The 21,982-nt window shown below is 59.0% G+C and carries 22 protein-coding genes; 10 read left to right on the plus strand and 12 right to left on the minus strand.

The window, feature by feature from the left end:
* From ACWISF_RS01810 to pstA, 5 genes are all read left to right on the plus strand, one after another.
* Positions 1–135: transposase (locus ACWISF_RS01810; protein WP_448379923.1), on the plus strand; the 135-nt coding region annotated here is incomplete at its 5' end.
* A gap of 230 nt (positions 136–365) precedes the next feature.
* Positions 366–1,670 (plus strand): glutamate-1-semialdehyde 2,1-aminomutase, encoded by a 1,305-nt coding sequence (gene hemL / locus ACWISF_RS01815; RefSeq protein ID WP_448379886.1) that lies wholly within the window; start codon positions 366–368, stop codon positions 1,668–1,670.
* A complete protein-coding gene (locus ACWISF_RS01820) occupies positions 1,670–2,071 on the plus strand; it encodes a pre-16S rRNA-processing nuclease YqgF (protein ID WP_448379887.1) in 402 nt (133 codons plus the stop codon). Before hemL ends, ACWISF_RS01820 begins: the two co-directional genes overlap by 1 nt.
* On the plus strand, positions 2,053–3,555 hold the full coding sequence (gene nagZ / locus ACWISF_RS01825) for a beta-N-acetylhexosaminidase (RefSeq protein WP_448379888.1): 1,503 nt from the start codon (positions 2,053–2,055) through the stop codon (positions 3,553–3,555). Before ACWISF_RS01820 ends, nagZ begins: the two co-directional genes overlap by 19 nt.
* A complete protein-coding gene (gene pstA, locus ACWISF_RS01830) occupies positions 3,552–4,439 on the plus strand; it encodes a phosphate ABC transporter permease PstA (protein WP_448379889.1) in 888 nt (295 codons plus the stop codon). Before nagZ ends, pstA begins: the two co-directional genes overlap by 4 nt.
* Here pstA and ACWISF_RS01835 read toward each other — a convergent pair.
* Positions 4,407–4,775: a universal stress protein gene (locus ACWISF_RS01835; protein WP_448379890.1), complete on the minus strand. Its 369-nt coding sequence runs from the start codon at positions 4,773–4,775 to the stop codon at positions 4,407–4,409. The two genes, pstA and ACWISF_RS01835, sit on opposite strands and share 33 nt — an antisense overlap.
* An 87-nt stretch (positions 4,776–4,862) precedes the next feature.
* On the opposite strand from ACWISF_RS01835, the gene ACWISF_RS01840 reads away from it, so the two are divergent.
* Together ACWISF_RS01840 and ACWISF_RS01845 are read left to right on the plus strand one after the other, a co-directional pair.
* Positions 4,863–6,095 carry a phosphoglycerate kinase gene (locus ACWISF_RS01840; protein ID WP_448379891.1) on the plus strand — a complete coding sequence of 411 codons (1,233 nt, stop codon included), beginning with the start codon at positions 4,863–4,865 and terminating at the stop codon, positions 6,093–6,095.
* Positions 6,096–6,160: 65 nt separating this feature from the next.
* Positions 6,161–9,001: a WD40 domain-containing protein gene (locus ACWISF_RS01845; protein WP_448379892.1), complete on the plus strand. Its 2,841-nt coding sequence runs from the start codon at positions 6,161–6,163 to the stop codon at positions 8,999–9,001.
* Positions 9,002–9,471: 470 nt separating this feature from the next.
* Here the strand turns inward: ACWISF_RS01845 and ACWISF_RS01850 are convergent, their stop codons facing one another.
* The 11 genes from ACWISF_RS01850 to cysW form a co-directional block, all read right to left on the minus strand.
* On the minus strand, positions 9,472–10,680 hold the full coding sequence (locus tag ACWISF_RS01850; protein ID WP_448379893.1) for a hypothetical protein: 1,209 nt from the start codon (positions 10,678–10,680) through the stop codon (positions 9,472–9,474).
* Complete coding sequence (gene folP / locus ACWISF_RS01855; RefSeq protein WP_448379894.1) at positions 10,664–11,491, minus strand: dihydropteroate synthase; 828 nt, start codon at positions 11,489–11,491, stop codon at positions 10,664–10,666. Before folP ends, ACWISF_RS01850 begins: the two co-directional genes overlap by 17 nt.
* A 103-nt stretch (positions 11,492–11,594) precedes the next feature.
* Positions 11,595–12,524 (minus strand): Hpt domain-containing protein, encoded by a 930-nt coding sequence (locus tag ACWISF_RS01860; RefSeq protein ID WP_448379895.1) that lies wholly within the window; start codon positions 12,522–12,524, stop codon positions 11,595–11,597.
* 114 nt (positions 12,525–12,638) lie between these two features.
* Complete coding sequence (locus ACWISF_RS01865; protein ID WP_448379896.1) at positions 12,639–12,959, minus strand: hypothetical protein; 321 nt, start codon at positions 12,957–12,959, stop codon at positions 12,639–12,641.
* Positions 12,956–14,248, minus strand: coding sequence for a homoserine dehydrogenase (locus ACWISF_RS01870; protein ID WP_448379897.1), 1,293 nt, complete (start codon positions 14,246–14,248; stop codon positions 12,956–12,958). Before ACWISF_RS01870 ends, ACWISF_RS01865 begins: the two co-directional genes overlap by 4 nt.
* A 45-nt stretch (positions 14,249–14,293) precedes the next feature.
* Complete coding sequence (locus ACWISF_RS01875) at positions 14,294–15,541, minus strand: S41 family peptidase (protein ID WP_448379898.1); 1,248 nt, start codon at positions 15,539–15,541, stop codon at positions 14,294–14,296.
* A 12-nt stretch (positions 15,542–15,553) separates the two neighbouring features.
* Positions 15,554–16,030: a DUF4079 domain-containing protein gene (locus tag ACWISF_RS01880; protein ID WP_448379899.1), complete on the minus strand. Its 477-nt coding sequence runs from the start codon at positions 16,028–16,030 to the stop codon at positions 15,554–15,556.
* 39 nt (positions 16,031–16,069) lie between these two features.
* Complete coding sequence (locus ACWISF_RS01885; RefSeq protein ID WP_448379900.1) at positions 16,070–16,849, minus strand: PP2C family protein-serine/threonine phosphatase; 780 nt, start codon at positions 16,847–16,849, stop codon at positions 16,070–16,072.
* A 97-nt stretch (positions 16,850–16,946) separates the two neighbouring features.
* Positions 16,947–17,183, minus strand: a complete 237-nt coding sequence (locus tag ACWISF_RS01890) for a hypothetical protein (protein ID WP_448379901.1) — start codon at positions 17,181–17,183, stop codon at positions 16,947–16,949.
* A 119-nt stretch (positions 17,184–17,302) separates the two neighbouring features.
* The gene (ald, locus tag ACWISF_RS01895; RefSeq protein WP_448379902.1) at positions 17,303–18,382 is read right to left on the minus strand and encodes an alanine dehydrogenase; all 1,080 of its coding nucleotides are present in this window, start codon (positions 18,380–18,382) and stop codon (positions 17,303–17,305) included.
* A 20-nt stretch (positions 18,383–18,402) separates the two neighbouring features.
* On the minus strand, positions 18,403–19,242 hold the full coding sequence (gene cysW, locus ACWISF_RS01900) for a sulfate ABC transporter permease subunit CysW (protein WP_448379903.1): 840 nt from the start codon (positions 19,240–19,242) through the stop codon (positions 18,403–18,405).
* 61 nt (positions 19,243–19,303) lie between these two features.
* On the opposite strand from cysW, the gene ACWISF_RS01905 reads away from it, so the two are divergent.
* The 3 genes from ACWISF_RS01905 (at position 19,304) to ACWISF_RS01915 (ending at position 21,979) form a co-directional block, all read left to right on the plus strand.
* Positions 19,304–20,500, plus strand: coding sequence for a TRC40/GET3/ArsA family transport-energizing ATPase (locus tag ACWISF_RS01905; RefSeq protein WP_448379904.1), 1,197 nt, complete (start codon positions 19,304–19,306; stop codon positions 20,498–20,500).
* Positions 20,497–21,459 (plus strand): aldo/keto reductase, encoded by a 963-nt coding sequence (locus ACWISF_RS01910; protein WP_448379905.1) that lies wholly within the window; start codon positions 20,497–20,499, stop codon positions 21,457–21,459. The genes ACWISF_RS01905 and ACWISF_RS01910 overlap by 4 nt, the downstream gene beginning before the upstream one ends.
* Positions 21,460–21,583: 124 nt before the next feature.
* Positions 21,584–21,979: a winged helix-turn-helix domain-containing protein gene (locus ACWISF_RS01915; protein ID WP_448379906.1), complete on the plus strand. Its 396-nt coding sequence runs from the start codon at positions 21,584–21,586 to the stop codon at positions 21,977–21,979.
* The last annotated feature ends 3 nt before the right edge of the window (positions 21,980–21,982 follow it).

Below are 21,982 nucleotides of genomic sequence, written 5' to 3' on the forward strand. Positions count from 1 at the left end.
GTGTTATTTTTGCCAACTTATTCCCCAGACCTCAATGCTATTGAGCATGACTTTAGCGCATTAAAAAGATTGTGGATGTATGCTCCTCCTGGCACCACCATTGATGAAATCATTCGTAATTATTGCACAAGTTAGTGTCGCATTCTAAACCGAAATGACTATAGTTATTATCTGTTATCTGTTACAGAATGTTGGGCCTAGATGGTTGAGTTGTTGATCTGCCGTGATTCTCACCAAGCGTCACAACCCTTCTGTCAGATGGTATCAGGATAAAATGGTCCGCTTTCCTAGCCGGGGGGCCAGGCGGTTGTCCAGGAACTGCCTACAGGGGTTAAACTAGGGATGTTCCCTGTTGAGTAACCGTCATGGTGGCCACCGTTTGGAATACCAGCGAGTCCCAGCGCTTGTTTCAGCAGGCGCAAAACCTGATGCCGGGGGGTGTCAGTTCGCCGGTGCGGGCGTTTAAGGCGGTGGGGGGGCAGCCCATCGTATTTGAACGGGTGCAGGGTGCCTACGCCTGGGATGTGGACGGCAACCGGTATATTGACTACGTGGGTACGTGGGGGCCAGCCATCTGTGGCCATGCCCACCCGGAGGTAATCGAGGCAATTTGTGCGGTGGCGCGCAATGGTACGAGTTTTGGGGCGCCCTGCCGCTGGGAGAATGTGTTGGCGGAAATGGTGATTGCCGCCGTGCCCAGTATTGAAATGGTGCGGTTTGTCAATTCGGGAACGGAAGCCTGCATGGGGGCCTTGCGGTTGGCGCGGGCGTTTACCGGCAGGGAGAAAATCATCAAGTTCGAGGGCTGCTACCACGGCCATGCGGATATGTTTCTGGTCAAGGCCGGCTCGGGGGTGGCCACCTTGGGCTTGCCGGATTCGCCGGGGGTGCCCAAAGCGGTGACGGCGGCGACCTTGACGGCTCCCTACAACGATCTGCAGGCAGTTGCGGACCTGTTTGCCCGGTATCCCGACGACATTGCCGCGGTGGTGCTGGAACCGGTGGTGGGCAATGCCGGGTTTATTCTGCCGGAGCGGGAATTTTTGGTGGGGCTGCGGGAACTCACCCAGCGGTACGGGGCGCTGTTGGTGTTTGATGAGGTGATGACCGGGTTTCGCATCCGCTATGGGGGGGCGCAGGAATACTTTGGCGTTATGCCTGACCTGACGACGCTCGGAAAAATTATTGGCGGTGGGCTGCCGGTGGGCGCCTACGGGGGACGTAAAGACATCATGCTGATGGTGGCGCCTGCAGGCCCCATGTATCAGGCCGGGACACTTTCGGGGAATCCCTTGGCGATGACCGCGGGGATCAAAACCCTGGAATTGCTCCAGCGTCCGGGGGTGTACGAGCATTTGGAACGGGTGACGTCCCGCTTGGTGCAGGGGTTGCAGGCGATTGCGGATGAATTGGGGCATCCTATGTGTACCGGCAGCCTCAGCGGGATGTTTGGCTTTTTCTTTACCCAGGGGCCGGTGAAAAATTACGCCCAGGCCAAGACGGCGGATGTGCAGAAATTCAGCCGTTTTCACCGGGGGATGTTGGAGCGGGGGATTTATCTGGCGCCGTCCCAGTTTGAGGCGGGGTTTACCAGTTTGGCGCATACGGAAGCGGATATTGACCAAACCCTGGCGGCGGCCCGCGAAGTGTTGAGCGCTTTGCCCCGTTGATGCCGGTGATTTTGGGGTTTGACCCCGGTCGGGACAAATGCGGGGTGGTGGTGCGCTCGGCCCAGGGCGAATGGCCGGTGCAACGGGTGGTGCCGGCAGCAGAGGCGCTGGCAGTTCTCCGTACCCTATGCCAACAGTATCAGCCGGAGGTGGTGGTGATGGGGGACCAGACCACCCACCAACAGTGGCGGCAGCGGCTGGCGGCGGCGTTGCCGGGGGTACCGGTGGTGACGGTGGACGAGCGCTACAGCACGCAGGAGGCGCACAAAAAATACTGGGAGCTGTATCCAGCGCGGGGGTGGCGGCGGTTTTTGCCTGCCAGGTTGCGGCCTTTGCCCCGACCGGTGGATGACGTGGCGGCCCGGATTTTGGTGGAACGGTATTGTGCCCAAGCCCGGTGACGGTGGGGCGGCGGTTACTGCTGGGGGCGCCCCCAGGGGAAATTGGGGAGGCGGCGCTGGCGTTGTTGCGGCAGACAGGGGCGATGGGGTTGGTGCTTTTTCGCAGTAATGTGACGCCGCAATTGCGCAAACAACTGACCTGGTTGCGCGAGCGGCTGGGGCGGCCTGTGGTGATGGCCATCGACCATGAAGGGGGGCAAGTCATGCGCCATCTGGCAGGCTGTGCCCCTTGGCCGGGGAATTATGCCCTGGGGCGGGTGGCGCAACGGGACCGGGCGCAGGCGGAACGGTGGGCAGAGGCGGTGGGCTGGGAATTGGGGCAGGAACTGCGCGCCCTGGGAATCGGCTGGAATTTGGCCCCTGTTTTGGATGTGCTGGGCGACCGACCCAATCCGGCGTTGGGGGGGCGGGCGTTTGGAAGTGATCCGGAGGTGGTTACCCGCTTGGGGCTGGCGATGGTGCGGGGCATGCAACAGGCGGGGGTCGTCCCCTGCGGCAAACATTTTCCGGGGTTGGGTTGCGCCCCGGTGGACCCCCATCAGGCACTCCCCCGTTTGGATTTAAGCCCGGCCCAACTGGCAACCCATGCCCAACCCTTTCGGGCGGCGATAGCGGCGGGATTGCCGACGGTGATGACCACCCATGTGCTGGTGCCGGCGTTGGATGGGGAGAATGTCATCACGTTTTCCCGACAGGTCCTCCAAACCTATCTGCGGGATGCGTTGCAGTTTACGGGTCTGTGCGTCAGCGATGACTTGCAGATGGGGGCGGTGGCAGCGGGGGGCACGCTGGCGGAACGCCTTGGCAAAACCCTGCAAGCCGGGCATGATGTGGCGTTGGTGGGGGCCAAAAAGGAGGATTGGCAGGCGGTGCTCAGACACTTAAGCGCGGTGGTCGAGCAGGGAGCGTTACCGGAGTGGGACCTGGCGCTGCACCGGATAGAGCACCTGATGGCCCAGGCGGATGTGGCCCAGGTGTTGCCCCCGACTCAGGATTGGCAACCGGCGATTCTCTTGGCCGAACGGATTGCGCAGGCGGCGGTGCGGGTGGTGCGCGACCCCCAGGGCCGACTGCCGGTGCCAGGGCCGGTGCGGTTGTATCTCCCGGATGTGACGCCCGTGGCCGATTGGGTGCTGTGGGAACCCTGTTGGTTGGACCCGGCCCAGATGGCGGCGTTACTGGGCATCCCAACGGCTGCAGTGGTGATGACCTGCTTGGATGCCAACAGGGCCATGCCAACGGGAGATGGTTGGGCTAACCGTACTTGCACAACCCATGTACTTCTTCTGTACGATGCGCTGCGGTGGCCGGGGCAGCGGCAGGTGTTGGGGGAATTGGCGCAAACGGGGCAACCGTTGGTGGTGGTGGTGGGCCAGCCGGGGGAGGTTGACCTGATACCGGCGGGGGTCACGGTGATCGATGCGGCAGGCTGGCGTTCTCCCCTGCTGCGGCAGGTAGGGCGGCTGTTGCGGGGCGAGGGATGAATCGCTGGCGGCGGCAAGTAGATAGGCTGCTTGCAGGGTGGGTGGGGCTGGCGGTGGCTATCACCATCGGGGTGCTGGGCTGGGTGGTGGGCTATGTAGTTTATCGGGGCGGGAGGCAGTGGCTGCAGCGGGGCTGGGAACTTTTGACCGCGGTGCCGCCTGCGCCCTTGCGTGGGGGGGGAGGCTTGGGGCCGGCGTTGGTAGGCAGTGGTATTCTCATGACGTTGGCCGTGCTGATGGCGTTGCCGGTGTCGGTGTTGGCGGCTTTGTACCTGCAGGAATTTTGCCCCTGGCCGGGCCTGGTGCGGCTAGTGACCCTGGGGTTGGAGGTTTTGGCAGGGATACCTTCTTTGGTGGTGGGGGTGTTTGTGTTTGGGGTGGTGGTGGTGCCAACCCGACGGTTTTCGGCGCTGGCGGGGGCCTTGGCCCTGACGGTCTTGATGCTGCCGATTTTGACCACCACGACGCAGGTGGCCTTGGCTGCCGTGCCGCTGGAGATACGCCAAGGGGCCTGGGCGTTGGGGGCGACCCCTTGGCAGGTGGTCACGGGCGTTTTGTTGCCCCAGGCCTGGCCGGGGATTGTGCGGGGCCTGACCTTGGGGGTGGCGCGGGTGGTCGGGGAAACGGCGCCCTTGCTGTTTACGGCGTTGTTTGCTCAGAATTACCTGCCGCTGGCGGAATTGGGGTGGCGCGCGTTGACCACCCAGCCGGTGGCGTCGTTGCCCGTTTTAATTTACACCTTTGCCCTATCGCCTTTTGCCAACCAGCAGGAGGTGGCTTGGGCGGCGGCGTTTGTGCTCTTGCTGCTGGTGTTAGGGGGCAATTTGTTGGCGCGGGGGTACCAGGCAACCCTAGGGAATGACCAACACGGGGCAGGGGGCTAGGTTGATCACCCGGATGCTGACGCTTTCGGCCATGCCCTCCTCGGTCAAGCCTGTGCCCCGACAGCCCACGATGATCAAATCCATATTCAACTCATCCGCCACATCGCAAATCGTAAAAGCCGGTTGCCCCACCCGCACGAGGGCGGTCACGGGAATCTGGCGGTCGGCCAGGGCGCTTTGCACCGTCCCCAACCAACTTTCCGCCGCAGGCACCTCGGCTTCGGTTGGCACCACCGCCAACAGGGTCAAGCTAGCCTTGCAAAAGTTCACCAGGGAAACTGCGGGTTCCAGGGGTTCTTGCTTGTGGTCGAGCGCCAAAAGAACTTTGTGAAACATAGGGGTTTGCGGAGCCGGTTCGCCGGTACAATGGGATGCCATGAGGCCTACATCCATTATTATTTCAGATTTTTGGGGAGGTACCCTGTGGCAAAAAAAACACTGGCGGCTCTGACAGAGCAGGACCTGGCGGGGAAACGGGTTTTGGTGCGAGTAGATTTTAATGTGCCTTTGGACCAGGATCAGCGCATTACCGACGATACCCGCATTCGGGCGGCGCTGCCCACCATCAACTATCTGCGGGAACGGGGGGCGCGGGTGATTTTGTGCAGCCACTTGGGACGCCCCTTCAAAAAAGATAAGGCCACAGGGGCCGTGCAACTGGTCAAAGAGGGGAATAGTCTGGCGCCTGTGGCCGCACGGTTGGGGGAATTGTTGGGGATGCCGGTTGCGTTTGCCCCGGATTGTATCGGCGAGGCCGCAGCCCAGGTGGTGCAGGGGTTGGCCAACGGGCAGGTGGCCCTGTTGGAAAATGTGCGCTTTCATGCGGAGGAAGAGGCCAACGATCCGGAGTTTGCCCGGCAATTGGCAAGTTTGGCCGATCTGTACGTCAACGATGCCTTTGGCACGGCGCACCGGGCGCACGCCTCGACCGAGGGGGTAACCCGCTATCTCAAACCGGCAGTGGCGGGGTTTTTGATCGAAAAAGAATTGCAATACCTGCAAGGGGCCATTGACAACCCCCGGCGGCCGCTGGTGGCAATCATTGGCGGGTCGAAGGTGTCAAGCAAAATTGGGGTGATCGAGGCGCTGTTGGAGAAGGTGGACAAATTGATTCTGGGCGGGGGGATGATTTTCACCTTTTACCAGGCGCAGGGGCTAGGCGTGGGCAAATCCCTGGTGGAAACGGATAAGTTGGACTTGGCGCAGGCGTTGCTGACCAAAGCCCAGGCGCGGGGGGTGACCTTGCTGTTGCCGACGGATGTGGTGGTGGCCGATAAGTTTGCCCCGGATGCCCAGGCGCAGACGGTGCCGGTGACGGCCATTCCCGCCGACTGGATGGGGTTGGACATTGGACCAGCGTCGGTGGCGCAGATTCAACAGGCGCTCCAGGACTGTCAGACGGTGGTGTGGAACGGGCCGATGGGGGTGTTTGAATTTCCCCGGTTTGCGGTCGGCACGCGGGCGGTGGCCGAAACCTTGGCGCAGTTGACCGACCGGGGCTGTACCACGATTATTGGCGGTGGCGATTCGGTGGCGGCGGTAGAACAGGCGGGGTTGGCTGGCCGGATGAGCCATATTTCCACCGGGGGCGGGGCGAGTTTGGAGTTGCTGGAGGGGAAAATTTTGCCTGGGATTGCGGCGCTGGAGGAGGCATAGGCTAAAATCAAAAGACAAGGCTGGCGAAAACGGATGCCCCAGGGGTGCAACCACAGGCGGGATGGATGGACCGTATCGAATGTTCCAATCCGAATTGTTACAGCCTGAATCCTGAGACCAATCGGTTTTGTCAGGTCTGTGGGTCGCCCCTGCAGACGGTGCTGTTGTGGGTGCCGGGGCCATCGCTGGTGGGGACGGAGTGGGAGCGCGACTACCGGGAACGCTACAGCCTGCGGGGGCCGAATGTCCTGTTGGATTTGCAGCCGGGTCGTCCGCCGTTGAGTTTGGATGTGATTCCCACGGAGGCGCAGCCCTATCTGCGGTTATTCCCCTGGCGGTTGCATTTGCCCCAGATTCACGGGGTGATGCCGGTAGGGGGGCAGCCGCGGTTGGTGTTGAGCCAGGTGCCGTTGTTGCCGGAGGAATGTGGTACCGTAGCGCGGCCTGGGCAACCGGTGCAACTGTTTGGGAAGGCCTGGGAGAAGGCGACGGGGTTTCGCCAGTTGAGTTGGCTGTGGCAAATCGCGCGCCTATGGCCGATGTTGAGTTATCAACAGGTGGCGGGCAGTTTGTTGCATCCTCCGCTTTTGCGGGTGGAAGGGCCGGTGTTTCGGCTGCGGGAATTGGTAGCCGACGGGGGGCAAGCGACGCTGGCGCAGTTGGGGGAGTTGTTATCTCGGCTGGTGCCGCTGACCCAGCCGACGGTGCGGCGCCTGGTGGAGCAATTGTGCGAAGGCATGATCCAAAAACAAATCACCAGTGCGGAGGACCTGCTCCAGCGGTTGGACCAGGGGTTGGCGGGGTTTCGTGAGACGTGGCAGGGCCAGGTGCGTGTGGTGGCCTGGACGGACCCAGGGCCAACCCGTCGCCGCAATGAGGATGCCTGTTATCCTGCGCCCCAGCGCCATCCCCTGTTAACTGGTGCCAATGGGTTGCCCTTTGCAATTGTCTGCGATGGCATCGGTGGCCATGAGGGGGGGGATATGGCGTCCAATTTGGCGATTGAAACCATCAAACAACAGCTCAATCCCCGCGTGTTGGCCAAGGTGGATACCAAGGTGGTGACCCAGGAGTTGGCCACGATTGTGTGCCATGCCAACGACCGCATTAGCCAGGTAAACAATCAGCAGCAGCGGCAGGAACGGCAACGCATGGGCACAACCCTGACCATGACGCTGGTGCGGGATTACGAGGTATTTTTGGCCAATGTGGGGGACAGCCGGATTTACTGGGTGACCCGCTATGGCTGTTACCAAGTCACGACCGATGACGATGTGGCGTCGCGGGAGGTGCGGCTCGGCTATTGCCTTTACTCCCAGGCGTTGCGGCAACCGGCAGCCGGAGCCTTGGTGCAGGCCTTGGGAATCAATGCCTCCAGCTTGCTTCACCCGATGGTGCAGCGGTTTCCCTTGGATGAGGACAGTGTTTTTTTGCTCTGTTCCGATGGGTTGAGCGATAACAATTTGGTGGATCAATACTGGCATGTGGAACTGCTGCCGATTCTCACCGGGGAGGTGGATTTGGTCACGGCCAACCAACGGCTGATTGACCTGGCCAACCAAAAAAATGGCCATGATAACGTCACGGTGGTGTTGGTGCATTACCAGGTGACGCCAGAAAGCACCCATCCTGCCAATGGCCGCCCAGAACACCTGCAGGTTCCCGCCGAACCGGTCACCCAAGGGCGCACATCCCAACCGCCTCCCCCAGAACCGGTCACCCAAGGCCGAACACGCCGGTTGGCGGCAACGGTCACGCAAGGGCAACAGCGTATTCCCGCCCCCGCGCCGGTGACCCAGGGGCGACGGCGGCTTCCCGAACCCCAAGCGCTGCCGGCATTACACCGCCAAGTCTTGCCCTTACCGCTATTGCTCTTGGGTATGGTCGGGCTGGCGACCTTTAGCGCTGGGGGTTGGCTGTGGTGGCAACAGCGCCGGGCGGTGGACAATCCTTTAGCCGGCCCCACCCTGCCCGACCCGGCGCCCCCCGCTTTTGCACCGGCCCAGACCCTCAAGGTGTTCCAGGGCTATGTCAACAGTGTCGCCATCAATCCCCAGGGCAACCAACTGGCGGTCGGGAGTAGCGATGGCAGCATCAGTCTCTGGCAGTTGCCCAGTGGTCAACGGGAGGGGTGGTTACGCCGCAACGGGGTTGCGGTCATGGGCATCACTTTCATGCGCAACGGGCAACAACTGGCCAGCTTTGACCGCAGTCGTTTACAGGTCTGGAGTGTTGCGGATGGGCGGCTGCTCCAGGAATTGGACGAACCCAAGGGGGTGGTCACTGCGATGACCAGCAACGCCAACGGGCGATTCCTGGCCGTCGGGGATGCCAATGGCGAAGTCTATCTTTGGGATGTGCAGCGGGGATTAGGTACGCCCAGGTTTCGCCAGCAGTTTCCCGAACTGGGGAAAATTGACGCCCTGGCCGTCAGTTCCGATGGCACCCTCTTGGCCGTTGCCAGCCAGAGCCAAGATGTGATCGAACTGTGGGATATCCCCAGCCGGAGTCGTAAGTACAGCCTCACCCGTCATGCTTTCCGGCACGGTATCTGGTCGCTGGCCTTTCGTCCCGACGGGCAAGTCCTCGCCTGCGGCGGTGGGGACGGTAACATTTCCCTCTGGAATGTGCGCAACGGGGCCTGGCTGAAAACGCTTAAGGCGCCCGGTATCGTTTACAGTTTGGTTTTTAGCCCCGACAATGCCCTTTTATTTAGCGGCACGGGGACAACCACCCCCGATAGCGCCGTCATTACCGTTTGGCATCCGGCCAAGGGGACATCTTTGGCAGTGCTCGAAGGCCATCAAGAGGTGGTCAAATCCCTTGCCATTGCTCCCAATGGTCGCCTGCTGGTGTCGGGAGGATGGGATAATCAGGCGATTATTTGGCAAACGCCATCCCCATAACCGCCGATTTTGTTTTGAGACGCACTAAGATTACAGCAGTCTTACGTACTTTCACGGCCTATCATTTTGGCACCATGATTGATAAAGTCATTCGTAATTACTGCACAAGTTAGGGTCGCATTCTCAACCGAAATGGCCATACTCTGAAAAAAGACGTGATGGCTTTGCTATTGCAGTGATAAAGTCACTTCACAAGAAAATGCAACACTTTGAGGCACTGGTAATCCCTGTATTCCCTGCTAGGACAGGGTTTGCAGGTAAAGGTGAAAGGTGAATGCCGCAAACTTGTTTGAAATGACTATATATCATGAGGCTGGATGTATATTTTTGCACTATAGCTAAGCATACAAAGGTTGACATGACATAGGTCGCTGGGCGTAGCCCCACATTGGTTTCCCATAGCGAAGCGTGGCGTAGCCATGAATCTTAAGACGACAACCTTAACCTACCTAGCTATAACCCTCAAAATCTCAAGATTCAACACTTCTGAAACAAATTTCAATTGGTCTGTGCAAGATTTGACTAAAGGTCTGCCAGAGAAAACGGCGGTGCTGAGTAATATCAAAATGGGCTTCGGCAAAACGGCGGCTTTTTTGCCCTAGGGTTTGGCGCAATTGGTGATCGTGCAAAAGCAATTTAAGGGTGGTGACTAGATGTTCTGGGTGCGCCGGATTTACAACTAATCCCAAGTCATTTTTTTGCATATATTGAGCGGCAGCCGTTCCGGTTCCAGCCAATAGACATAAAGGCAAACCAACGCTGGCTAATTCTGTAATACGGGAAGGGTTGGAATAGCGGGCGTAAAAGGATTCTGGGGTATCAGCACGGTTGAAAGGAATTAGGGCTAAATCGTAGGTGCTGAGCTTTGTCATCAGTTCGGTAGCGGGAATAAAACCCCGGTATTGAATTGCCGGGGGCAAGGTATAGTGACGTGCCTGTAGGTATTGCCAGGAGTGGGGATGGGCGTACCAATGAATGGGTTGTAAATCGGGAAAGGTTTGGGCGAGTGTGCGCCAGGCTTGCGCTAGGTCATCGAGAATTTCTGGGTAGCCACAATTGCCCAAAATCACAGCCCGAAAATGGGCATCGTAGGGACGGTGTTCCTGTTTATAAACCGCTGGAATATCGCAGTGAAAAACACTCACAACTGGCACGGGACGTTCTAAAATGTGGCTGATGTCGGTTTGGATGGCTTCGGTCAAGGCCCACACTTGGGTTAAATGGGGATTTAAGCGGCGCAAGAGGGGCACCATGTTGGGGTCGTCGGGGTGCCAATCTAGAAAGTGTTGAATGACGGGTAAAGTGTAGTGATATTGGTGTAACAGGGCATGGAGAATTTCTAAGTCATCACGACATAAACAGGTGGCATAAATTAAATCGGGATGCCACTGATGACGGTTGAGGTAGGCCCGAATGTCCCGTATATCTATTGCCCGATTTGGGCTATCTATGCGGAAGAATTGACGCCGCCAGCGCCGCAATTCGGAGCGCCAGGTGCGGTCGTAGCGCCGTACCCAGAGGTGTTGGGGCAACGCAGGTTCTCCCTGGTGGCCGCTAAAGACATTCCAAAGGTGTTGGGGCGGATAGGGGGCAAATTGGTAGAGCAGACGGGCGCCCGTCCCATGTGCCAGCGACAGGCAACCGGTGGTCAAAATCAGGATATTAGGTAGCGACCCCATACCCCCGCCAGATGGCATCGGCTACCTGCACCACTTGCCGGATGGCCGCCACATCATGCACCCGCACAATATCTGCGCCCTGGGCAATGGCTGCACAACAGGCCGCTGCCGTTCCCCACACCCGCTGTTGGGGGTCGGGTTGGTTGAGAATGTGACCGATAAAACTTTTGCGGGAAGGCCCTACCAAAAGCGGGCAATCGAGGTCACGAAATCGCGATAGTTCCCGCAGTAACGTTAAATTCTGGGCGGTATTTTTGGCAAAACCAATCCCAGGGTCGAGAATGATTTCCCGAATCCCCAGGTGCCGGGCCTTGTCCCGTTGTTGGGCAAGAAATTCATGGACTTCGCCGATTAAATCCCTATAGTCCGTCAACGACTGCATGGTCTGGGGATTGCCCCGCCGGTGCATGAGCACTACGGTTGCCCCAGCCCGCGCCGCCACCGGCAACAATTCCGGGTCCTCCGTGCCCCCTGAGACGTCGTTGACCCAGGTCGCTCCGGCAGCAAGAGCTTCGGCAGCCACCACCGACCGGGTCGTGTCAATGGAAATGGGGACATGAACCATAGCCGCTAATGCCTTGACCACCGGCACCACCCGCCGCAATTCCTCATCCAGCGGCACAATCGTGGCACCGGGACGGGTGGATTGACCGCCAATATCCAAAATGTCGGCGCCCTCGGCCACCAGTTTTTTGCCCTGGGCAATCGCTGACTCTAAATCAAAATACTGCCCGCCGTCGCTGAAACTGTCCGGGGTGACATTGAGAATCCCCATCACATAGGTGCGTTGGCCCCAAATCAACACGCCCATCTCTCCTGTGTCGGTTGCACCCGTAAATCCAGGTGAAAGGGTTTGGTCATGACCGCTGCCCCAGTCGCCTATCGGGTTTGCCAGCGGCCAATGCCAGAGGACATCAAGCCGGTCGCTTCAGCGCTTGCACCAATAATTTGGCTAACACCGTCAACTGCGCCGGTTCAAAGTGCGCCACCAGCAACTTGGCTGCTTCTCGCGGCTCGACCGGAATGGTGATCTGTTTGGGGGGAGCCGGTGCTGCCGCTGCGGGCGGCGCTTTAACCGTTGCCGGGTCCACACCGGCTAATTGACACAGCGTGGGACTGGGCGCCACCTCTTGAGCTTTCCCCTGCTGCACCAACTCGCTGGCCTGCTTCAACTCGTTCAACAACAGACCCGCCATTTTGGTTAAAGGCGCGCGGGCGTTGGTCACTGCCTTTTGGGCCGTTTGCGTCAGCGTCTGCCAGGTTGTGACCCCTGGCGCCAAACTGCCTAACCGACCACACAACGCCGCCACCTGCTGGGTGCGTTCCGGCGTCGCCCCCTGTTTGATCAACTCCAACATCTGCCGCAAAATGGCCAGCACCTGCGCCGAAAAGTTAGCGGGTACGGCAGGCTGGCTGGTCGCGGTCACCATTTCGCCCGTCAACCGCTGGTGGAGCAACCCAAAGACCGGCTCGGCCTGTTGAAACAACGTTTGCCCATACTCCTCCGTCAGGTTGCCCTGTTCCAGTTGGTTGATCAACTCCACCAGGGTATCAAACCCCCGCAAAAACAAATCCTCCGCCTCCTGGTCCACCACCGTCCCCGGCTGTTCCTTGACCACCTTCAGGCAATCCTCCAACCGGTGCGCCGTGCGGCGGATGCTATCATACCCCAACATGGCCGCGCCCCCCTTGATCGAGTGGGCAGCCCGGAACATTTCATTGACCAGTTCACTATCCCGGGAGTTGGTCTGCAAATTCATCAAGCCCTGCTCCAGGGTTTGCAGGTGCTCTTTGGCCTCTTCGATAAAATAAACCAAAATTTTTTGCTGTTGTTCCGGCAACATGACCATGCTCCCAGAGAATGACGGGTGGGGAAAGAAACCAGCATCAGGAGTTATGGCATCAGTTTACCTTGATTTTTGGGAAAACGGGTACTGGCGCGCAGGGATGCGCTCAACTTAGGACGCCGATGGCGGTTGGTCGGGAAGGGGGGGCGAAGCGGTACCCTCGCTGGCTTCCGGCTGGAGGTGGCTAAGCAACTGCTGCAAACTGCGGCGGTAAATGTAGGGCCAGCCGCCTTGGGCCTCGATGTCCAGCAGGAAATTGTACAAATCCCGGCGGGTCTGGGGCAACGCGGCGGTAAAAGGGCCGGTTTCAATTTCCCGATGCAACGCTTCTAAAAGCCGCAACAGCGCCAACAGGGCAATGGCATCTCCCTGGCGGGCTGCCGCTGCTTCCCGCACGGCCTTCTCGATCGCCACCAACTGCGGGTCCTTCACGCCCACACCCGCAACACCGTGGGAATGTGGTCCACCGCCGGGAACTGGCGGATTTCTTCCAGCGCCAACCAAAAATTCCCCTCCCGTACCTGGTGGGTCACCACCACAATTTCCGCCAGTTGCTCGTGGGTGCCAATCTGGATGACCGAGGCCAAACTCACCCCATGTTGCCCAAAACAGGTGCCCAATTGGCCGATGACCCCCGGTTGGTCCTGGGTGAGGATGCGGGTGTAAAAACGCGTCTGCACCTCATCCATCGGCAATTGCGGAATGGGGGTTGTCACCTGGGAACCCAACAGGGGATGGTAGCCGGAACCGGCCCGCAGGGTGGCCACCACATTCACCACATCGCCCACCACCGCACTGGCCGTCGGCCCTGCCCCGGCCCCCGGCCCTTGGAACATCACTTCCCCCAAGGGTTCTCCCCCTAAGACAATCGCGTTTTGCACCCCCTGGACGCTGGCTAGGGGATGGTCCTGGCTAATGAGCGTCGGATGCACCCGAATATCCAGAAATTCCCCCTGCCGTTGCGCCAGCGCCAACAATTTCACCTGAAACCCTAGGCGTTCGGCGTAGCGCAAATCCACCGGTTGAATCCCGCCGATCCCTTCCCAGTACACCTGCTCCCGGTTCACCTGCACCCCAAAAGCCAAGGTCGCCAAAATGGTGATTTTGTCGGCGGCATCCTCGCCATCAATGTCCGCCCGCGGGTCTGCTTCCGCATAGCCCAACGCCTGCGCCGTCGCCAAAGCAGTGGCAAAGTCCCCCCGTCCCTGCATCATTTGGGTGAGGATGAAATTGGTCGTGCCGTTGACAATGCCCATCACCCGGGTCAGGCGATTGGCACCCAACGCCTGTTTGAGGGGGTGAATGATGGGAATGCCGCCCCCTACCGCCCCTTCCATCAGCACGTACACCCCTTGCGCTTGCGCCGCCTGGAACAGTTCCGCCCCGTAGCGGGCCATCACTGCCTTGTTGGCCGTGACCACGTGTTTCCCCGCAGCAATCGCCTGCAACATCAAACTGCGGGCGGGTTCCAACCCCCCTAACACCTCCACCACCACGTCAATTTCCGGGTCCTGCACCAGCCCGGTCACATCCGTCGTCAACAGACCCGGCGGCAAATGCAGCGCCCGCGGTTTGTGCAGGGAGCGCACGCCCACCCGGTGCAGATGGACCTCCGCCAGCAGGGGATGCCGTCCCTTGGGGTCCAGAAGAATTTGCGCCACCCCGGCGCCGACGGTTCCCAACCCCAGTAACCCCACCTTAATTGTCCCGGCGTTCGCCATCCCCACCACCTCCCACAGTTTGCTTGATGTCCCTGCTGCTCCCTGCTACCCCTTGGCGTCACCCGTCAGGGCCAGACTTTTGGCCAGCCACGCCACCGCTGCTTCGTACTGGGGGTCGGCCTGGACCCTATCTTTATTATCCCCCGGCGGCGACGCGGGATGGCCAGGCGGTACTGTAATCAAGGGCGCAGCGGCCACCTGCTTATCCGGCACAATGCCCCGCCGGTGAATGTTGTGGTGGGCGGGGGTTTCGTAGCGCGCCACCGATACTGCCAAGCCATCCCCATTGCTCAAGGGAAAAACCGACTGGATCAACCCTTTGCCAAAGGTGGTTTCCCCGACCAGCACCGCCCGGTGATGGTCCTGCAACGCACCGGCGAGAATTTCACTGGCGCTGGCAGTTCCCCGGTTGACCAGCACCACCAGGGGTTTATCCGTCAGCGCTTTGCCCGCGGCGGTAAAGTCTGTGGCCAACCCATCCCGATTCACCGTATAAACCAGCGTCCCCTCGTCGATCCACTCCTGAGCAATTTCCAAACCCGCCTGGAACAGCCCCCCCGGATTGTTGCGCAAATCCAACACGTAGCCCCGTACCCCCTGGGCTTCCAGGCTGCGAATCGCCTGGGCCATCTCTGCGGCGGAGTTGGCGTTAAATTGGCTGAGTTGGATATAACCAATCCCGCCAGGGCGCAATTCCCAGGTCACCGAGGGCAAGCGCACCCGCTGCCGTTCCAGAGTCACCTGCCACTGCCGCCCTTCCCGCTCCAGGGTCAGCACCACAGCAGTTCCCGCCGGCCCCCGCAGCCGGCTGGCTGCCGTATCCATATCCATGCCGACAGTGGACACGCCGTCAATCGCCACAATCCGATCCTGGCTTTGAATCCCCGCCTGGGCCGCCGGAGAACCCTTGATCGGCGCTACCACCATGGGCACCTGGCGCTCCGTGTCCAGGACAATTTGCAACCCCACCCCGCTCAACTCTCCGGCGGTCGTCGTTTGCAGGGTGTGGTACTGGCTGCGGGGCAGGATGCGGGTAAAGGGGTCATCCAACTGGCGGAGCATTTCCTGAATCACCGTCTCTGCCTGTTCCATGGTTTCTAGGGGCGAGGCCAAAGCGGTTTGCCGCACCTGCTGCCAATTGTGACCGTTGAACGTGCGGTCCACGTAGGCGCGGTTCACAATGTGCCACACCTCCACCACCAACCGCTGGGGTTCCGTGAGCGCCCAGGCCGGTTGTGCCCATGCGAGGGTTACCAGCAACACCCCCACCCAACCCAGCCACCGCCATTTCATACCCGGTGACTCCTAAAACGACAGACCCAATTGCACCCCCAGGACCATGTGCACCACCGCCACCGCTAGGGTCGCGCTGCCGACGTAGGCATGCAGGGTACGGGTCACCGCCTGCTGGTGCATCCCCAGGGCCAACAGGGCATTCACCGTCAAGCCCGCCAGAACCAGCGTGCCGGTGACAAAGTGGGGACTCTGCAAAATCGGCTGCTCCTGCATCACCAACGCCAGCAACCCGCCGCTGTAGCCCAAAGCCAAAAAAATGTACAGCCAGGGCACGAGCTTGCGATGCTCGGCCCACGCCTGCTGCGCCACCTGGGGATCACTGGCCAAGCGTCCCCGCCAGCCCGTCAGCGCTGCAAAACTACCCATAAACACCAACACAATACCCATCATCAGCGGATGTCCCCAGTGCACAATCGGCGCCGGGATATGCAAACCCACGAAAAAATCTGCGATGGGTTGAAGCCACGCCGCTACCTGGTCTGCCATGCCTAAACCTCCTTGCTAGCTCTACCATAGCGTAGGCATCTAGGTAGCCGGGAGCGTTGGCTCCCAGGGCACCTGCACCACCACCGCCGTAATGTTGTCCCGCCCGCCCCGCTTGCAGGCCGCATCCACCAAGGTTTGCACCGCCCACTCCGGTGAACGCATCAACCGCAACGTCGCCGCAATCTGCCAATCCATCACCTCTTCAGTCAACCCATCCGTACACAGGAGGTAGCAATCCCCCGGCTCCAGGGTCAAAGATTGCACCGTCACCGGCCGCAGGTCCTCCCGCCCCAAACAGTGGGTGAGCAAATGCCGCCAAGGATGGGAACGGGCTTGCAGGGGCGACAACCCCCCCGCTTCGATTGCCTGCGCCACCCAGGTGTGGTCCTGGGTCAACTGTTCCAAATGATTCGCCCGCAGCCGGTACAACCGGGAATCCCCCACATGGCAAAACCAAGCCTGCCGTCCCTCCCCCCGGCACAACAGCACCACCGTCGTCCCCATGTCCTTAAGCACCGGGTTGTGCGCCTGTTCGGCCAACAGATGCTCATTGGCGCGGCCAATGGCCTGCTGCATCATCTCGGCGGGCGTGTGGTGCTGCTCCCAATAGGTCTCCAGATACAAAGCAATCACCGCCACCGCCAACCGACTGGCGCGCTCCCCCCCCGCATAACCCCCCATCCCATCCGCCACGATAAAAAATCGCCCCTGGGCATCAATATGAAACGCATCCTCATTCTGGGTGCGCACCACACCAGGATGGGAAAGGCCGCTAAATTGCAACTGCATCCGCCCAAGGCCAGGGGTAATGTAGGTCACAAATTGTCCACAAACCTCCCCCAGAGATCATAACCAACTAACATAACCGATCAGCGCCCGGGAATCCATGCCATTCCTCCCGACCGCACCCGCCCCCCTAGGCAGAAGCATCCGCTACATAGGTCCAAACCGTGTAACCGGACGGGTCAGCCACCACCAAACACCCGCGGGTATGGGAATCCAAGTATTTTTGACAGGCCCGGATCGCCTGCTGCCGTTGATGCACCCCAAACGAACACCGCCGCTCAAACACCTGTTGCTGATACTGAATCCGTCCCCCCTCTGGATAGGGCGCCCCCAACAGTTCCACATCGTCAACCGAAAGAATGAGCATACCGTCCCCCCAACACCCCTGGCCGACAATTCTTATTAAATTTAACTTAAACTTTCCCACCGTACCTATCAACCGAGCCGCCTGGGGCATTCCTGGGCCGCCGTTGGCCAGCTATCGCCTTATTCCGGAAACAGTTCCCGCAACACCGGCGGAATCAGCCTGCCCCCTTGCGTATTCACCCCCCGGCCCAAAGGGGTATTGGGTGCCAACGCCGCCGTGCCCTGGGCTGCCAAATCCAACAAATAGGGCAAAACACTCTGGTTCAACGCCTGGGTCGCCGTCCAAGGTACTGCCCCTGGTATATTCGGCACGCCGTAGTGTAAAACGCCATATTTTGTATAAACAGGTTCCGTGTGGGTAGTAGGACGGGATGTGGCGACACAGCCGCCTTGGTCCACGGCAACGTCAATAATGACACTCCCAGGGGCCATTTGTTTAACGAGGGATTCCGGCACCAGCATGGGCGTGCGTCGCCCTGGCACGAGTACCGCCCCGATCAGCAAATCCGCCTGGGGTACCATTTGGGCGATGTGGGTGCTGTTGCTGTGGAGCAACTGGACGCGAAAGCCAAACAAATCCCCCAGGGCATAGAGCCGGTCCAAATTCAGTTCAATAATCGTCACCTGCGCCCCCAGCCCCACCGCCATCCGGGCCGCTTCCGTACCCACGACGCCGCCCCCCAAAATCACCACCTGCGCCGGTTTTACTCCCGGTACACCGCCCAGGAGGACGCCCCTGCCCCCGGATTGGCGTTGCAAAAAGTGGCTACCCAATTGCACCGCCAACCGCCCGGCAATCACACTCATCGGGTGCAACAGGGGCAACCGCCCATCATCCAATTCCACCATTTCGTAGGCAATGGCCGTCGTTTTGGCCCGGAGCAAAGCTTTGACCAAATCCGGCTGGGCCGCCAGATGGAGATAGGTAAAGAGGATTAAATCTTCCCGCAAAAACTGGTATTCGCCAGGCAGCGGTTCTTTAACTTTCACCACCAAATCCTGGGCCCAAGCGGTCGCTGCGTCCCCGGCAATGGTAGCGCCTGCTTGTTCATACAATTCATCCGCAAAACCTGCCCCGGCACCGGCTTGGGTTTCCACCACCACCTGATGCCCCTGCGCCACCAAAGCCGCCACACTGGCCGGACTCAGCCCCACCCGGAACTCCTGATCTTTAATTTCTTTAGGCACGCCAATCCGCATCCCGGCCCCCCTCCCTGGATTTAAGGTATCCCGATGCGTTCGCGATCCGACTGGCCGAGCAACGCCTGTCCCGCCACCGTTCCCAGGGCAATCAGGGTCAACAGGGAAGCCCCGGCAAACGCTGCCACCGTTTGGTACTCCAGGTACATCCGCTCGATGTGCAGGGTGAGGGTATTGGTCTGGCCAATCACCTTCCCGGAGACCACCGCCACCGCCCCAAATTCACCTAGCCCCCGTGCCGTCGTCAAAATCACCCCATACAGCAAGGCCCAGCGAATCTGGGGCAAGGTGATCCGCCAAAAGACCTGCCACCCCCGCGCCCCCAACGTACAGGCGGCCTCTTCCTCCTCCCGCCCGGTCGCTTCCAACACCGGCAGCACCTCCCGCACCACAAAGGGCAGGGTGATAAACAGGGTCGTCAACACCATCCCCGGCGGCGCGAAGATAATCTGCACCCCCAGCCGCGTCACCCAGTCGCGAAACATACCCACCGTCGGGCTGTAGAGCAGGATAAACATCAGCCCCACAATCACCGGCGAAATGGCCAAAGGCGCATCCAGCAACGCCAAAATCAGCCCCCGCCCCGGCAACCGATAGCGCGCCAACACCCAGGCGGTCACCAGCCCGAACACCGTATTCACCGGCACAGTCACCCCCACCACCACCAGGGTCAGCCCCATGGCATGGCGCGCCTCCGGGGTGCTCAGCCCCTGGAGATAGACCCCCCAGCCCTCCCGGAAGGCCTGATAAAACACATTCACCAAAGGCAACAGCACCAACAACAGCAGATAAACTGCCCCCACGCCAATCAACAGCCATGCCCCCCAACTGCGGGGTGTCATTGGGCGCGTCACCGCCATAATCGCACCAACCCCTGCCGCAAGCGTTATCCTATAATACTAACGAACGGGAACCAAACCCATGCGGTTGTTATTGATGACGGGCAAGGGGGGCGTCGGCAAAACCTCCGTTGCCGCAGCTACGGGTCTGCGTTGTGCGGAATTGGGTTACCGTACCCTGGTTCTGAGCACCGACCCAGCCCACTCCCTGGCCGACAGTTTCGACCAACCCCTGGACCACGAACCCCGGCCGGTCCGCCCCAACCTCTGGGGTGCGGAATTGGATGCCCTGCGGGAACTGGAATTGAACTGGGGAGCGGTCAAACGCTACGTCACCGAAGTCCTGCAAGCGCGCGGGTTAGATGGCGTGCAGGCGGAGGAATTGGCCGTGCTGCCGGGGATGGATGAAATTTTTGGCCTGGTGCGGGTCAAACGCCATTACGACGAAGGGCATTACGATGTTTTGATCATTGACTCAGCGCCCACCGGCACCGCCTTGCGCCTCTTGAGCATTCCCGAAGTCGCAGGCTGGTATATGCGCCGTTTTTACAAACCCCTGCAAGGCATGGCGCAGGTGCTCACCCCCGTTTTTGAACCGATTTTCAAGCGGGTGATGGGCTTTTCGCTGCCCGATCGGGAAGTGATGGATGCCCCTTATGAATTCTATGAACAGATTGAACAATTGGAACGGGTTTTGACCGATAACACCCGCACCTCTGTGCGCTTGGTGACCAACCCGGAAAAAATGGTCATCAAAGAATCCCTGCGGGCGCACGCCTATCTGAGTCTATACAACGTGGCCACCGATTTGGTGATTACCAACCGAATTCTACCTGCGGATGTCACCGACCCCTTTTTCCAGAAATGGCAGGCCAGCCAGAACCAATACCGTCAGGAAATTCGCCAGAGTTTTCACCCGCTCCCTGTCAAAGAAGTGCCCTTGTACCCAGAGGAATTGTGCGGTTTAGCTGCTTTAGAACGGTTGAAAAATACCCTGTACCCCGACGAAGACCCCACCCAAATTTATTACCAGGAGCAGACGGTCAAAGTGACGGAAATGCCCCAGGGTTACTGTTTAGAACTTTATTTGCCAGGGGTTCCCAAAGACCAAATCCAACTCACCAAAACCGGCGACGAATTAAACATTCGCATTGGCAACCACCGCCGCAATATGGTTCTCCCCCAAGCCCTAGCCGGTCTGCAACCCCAAAAAGCCAGCCTAGAAAATGATTACCTAAAAATTGAATTTCCGTTGATGGAGTTTGTGACCACCCCATGATACCCCAAATACCCCTTGGTCAAACCGATATTCAAATTACACCACTCATTATTGGCACATGGCAGGCCGGGAAACGGGGCTGGGTAGGGATTGACGACCAAGAGATTATCGCGGCAATTCAAACTGCTTTAGACCACGGTATTACCACCATTGACACAGCAGAAATTTATGGGGATGGGTATAGTGAGGAATTGGTAGGCAAAGCAATTAAAACCTATCGGGGGCAGGCGGTCATTGCCACCAAAGTTTTTGCCAATCATTTGGCCTATGACCAGGTACTTGCCGCCTGTGAACACTCCCTGAAACGGTTGCAAATTGATGTCATTGACCTATATCAAATTCACTGGCCAAGTGGTAGCTGGAACAGTCCCGTTGTCCCCATTGCCGAGACCATGCGTGCCTTGGTCAAACTGCAAGAACAAGGGAAAATTCGGGCGATTGGTGTGTCCAATTTCAGCGTGACGCAATTGCAAGAAGCGCAACAGTACGGGGTAATTAGCAGTATTCAACCCCCTTATTCCCTGTTTTGGCGCGTACCGGAACGGGAGTTAATTCCCTACTGCCGCCAACAGGGAATTTCTGTACTAGCTTATTCCCCCTTGGCCCAAGGATTACTCACAGGTAAATTTCCCCCGGATCATCAATTTCCCCCAGAGGATGTGCGCACCAAAAATATCCTTTTTCAAGGGGAATTATATCGTCAAGCCCAACACGCTCTGGCGCAGATGCGTCCGATTGCGGAGGCATACCAAATTTCCCTGGGCAATTTGGCGTTGGCGTGGCTTTTGCACCAACCGTGCACCCATGCCATTGTGGGGGTACGCAACCGGGAGCAGGTGTTGCGTAATTTACCGGCGCTTGCCGTGCGGCTGAGCGCTGAAACCCTGGCGCAATTGGATGCCCTCAGTCAGCCGGTGAATGCGTTGATTCCTGCTGATGCCGTGATGTGGAAGTTTTAGTTGGGAGTGATTCTGGTGACCCCTATTGCTTTGGCGATCAACGCTACCCGCCGCTTGTGCGTTTCAATCCCCCCAAACAGATAATCTAAAGAAATACCAGTCGCTGCTAAAATCATGGGTTGCGATGGCCCTACCTGATTATCAAAGTCTGATGTTGCCTTTGTTGCAGTATGCCGGGGTTGCTGAGGGTGAAATAACCACAAGCAAGGCGGTTGAATTTTTAGCGCAAGCCTTAAAGCTCACAGAGGCAGACTTAAAAGAAATGCTTCCCAACGGAACCCAATCTACCTTTGTCAACCGAGTTGGTTGGGCAGCAACTTATATGAAAAAAGCCGGGCTACTTGCATCTACCCGCAGAGGATACTATCGCATTACCGAGCGAGGCCGACAGCTTCTGGCAGAACAACCTCAGTTTATCAATAACAAAACGCTGAAGAGATACCCGGAGTTTCGTGAATTTATAAATCAGAAAAGAGCAAGGGCAGACGGTGACAAAACAATCCTGGAAACCGAATTATAGTCA

This window comes from Gloeomargarita sp., from assembly GCF_053491055.1.

Excerpts from the sequence above, each read along its gene's own strand:
- hemL (WP_448379886.1), top strand. The coding sequence starts at position 366 with ATGGTGGCCACCGTTTGGAATACCAGCGAGTCCCAGCGCTTGTTTCAG.
- ACWISF_RS01820 (WP_448379887.1), top strand. The coding sequence starts at position 1,670 with ATGCCGGTGATTTTGGGGTTTGACCCCGGTCGGGACAAATGCGGGGTG.
- pstA (WP_448379889.1), top strand. The coding sequence starts at position 3,552 with ATGAATCGCTGGCGGCGGCAAGTAGATAGGCTGCTTGCAGGGTGGGTG.
- ACWISF_RS01835 (WP_448379890.1), bottom strand. The coding sequence starts at position 4,775 with ATGTTTCACAAAGTTCTTTTGGCGCTCGACCACAAGCAAGAACCCCTG.
- ACWISF_RS01845 (WP_448379892.1), top strand. The coding sequence starts at position 6,161 with ATGGACCGTATCGAATGTTCCAATCCGAATTGTTACAGCCTGAATCCT.
- ACWISF_RS01850 (WP_448379893.1), bottom strand. The coding sequence starts at position 10,680 with ATGGGGTCGCTACCTAATATCCTGATTTTGACCACCGGTTGCCTGTCG.
- folP (WP_448379894.1), bottom strand. The coding sequence starts at position 11,491 with ATGGGCGTGTTGATTTGGGGCCAACGCACCTATGTGATGGGGATTCTC.
- ACWISF_RS01860 (WP_448379895.1), bottom strand. The coding sequence starts at position 12,524 with ATGTTGCCGGAACAACAGCAAAAAATTTTGGTTTATTTTATCGAAGAG.
- ACWISF_RS01870 (WP_448379897.1), bottom strand. The coding sequence starts at position 14,248 with ATGGCGAACGCCGGGACAATTAAGGTGGGGTTACTGGGGTTGGGAACC.
- ACWISF_RS01875 (WP_448379898.1), bottom strand. The coding sequence starts at position 15,541 with ATGAAATGGCGGTGGCTGGGTTGGGTGGGGGTGTTGCTGGTAACCCTC.
- ACWISF_RS01880 (WP_448379899.1), bottom strand. The coding sequence starts at position 16,030 with ATGGCAGACCAGGTAGCGGCGTGGCTTCAACCCATCGCAGATTTTTTC.
- ACWISF_RS01890 (WP_448379901.1), bottom strand. The coding sequence starts at position 17,183 with ATGCTCATTCTTTCGGTTGACGATGTGGAACTGTTGGGGGCGCCCTAT.
- ald (WP_448379902.1), bottom strand. The coding sequence starts at position 18,382 with ATGCGGATTGGCGTGCCTAAAGAAATTAAAGATCAGGAGTTCCGGGTG.
- cysW (WP_448379903.1), bottom strand. The coding sequence starts at position 19,242 with ATGGCGGTGACGCGCCCAATGACACCCCGCAGTTGGGGGGCATGGCTG.
- ACWISF_RS01905 (WP_448379904.1), top strand. The coding sequence starts at position 19,304 with ATGCGGTTGTTATTGATGACGGGCAAGGGGGGCGTCGGCAAAACCTCC.
- ACWISF_RS01910 (WP_448379905.1), top strand. The coding sequence starts at position 20,497 with ATGATACCCCAAATACCCCTTGGTCAAACCGATATTCAAATTACACCA.
- ACWISF_RS01915 (WP_448379906.1), top strand. The coding sequence starts at position 21,584 with ATGGCCCTACCTGATTATCAAAGTCTGATGTTGCCTTTGTTGCAGTAT.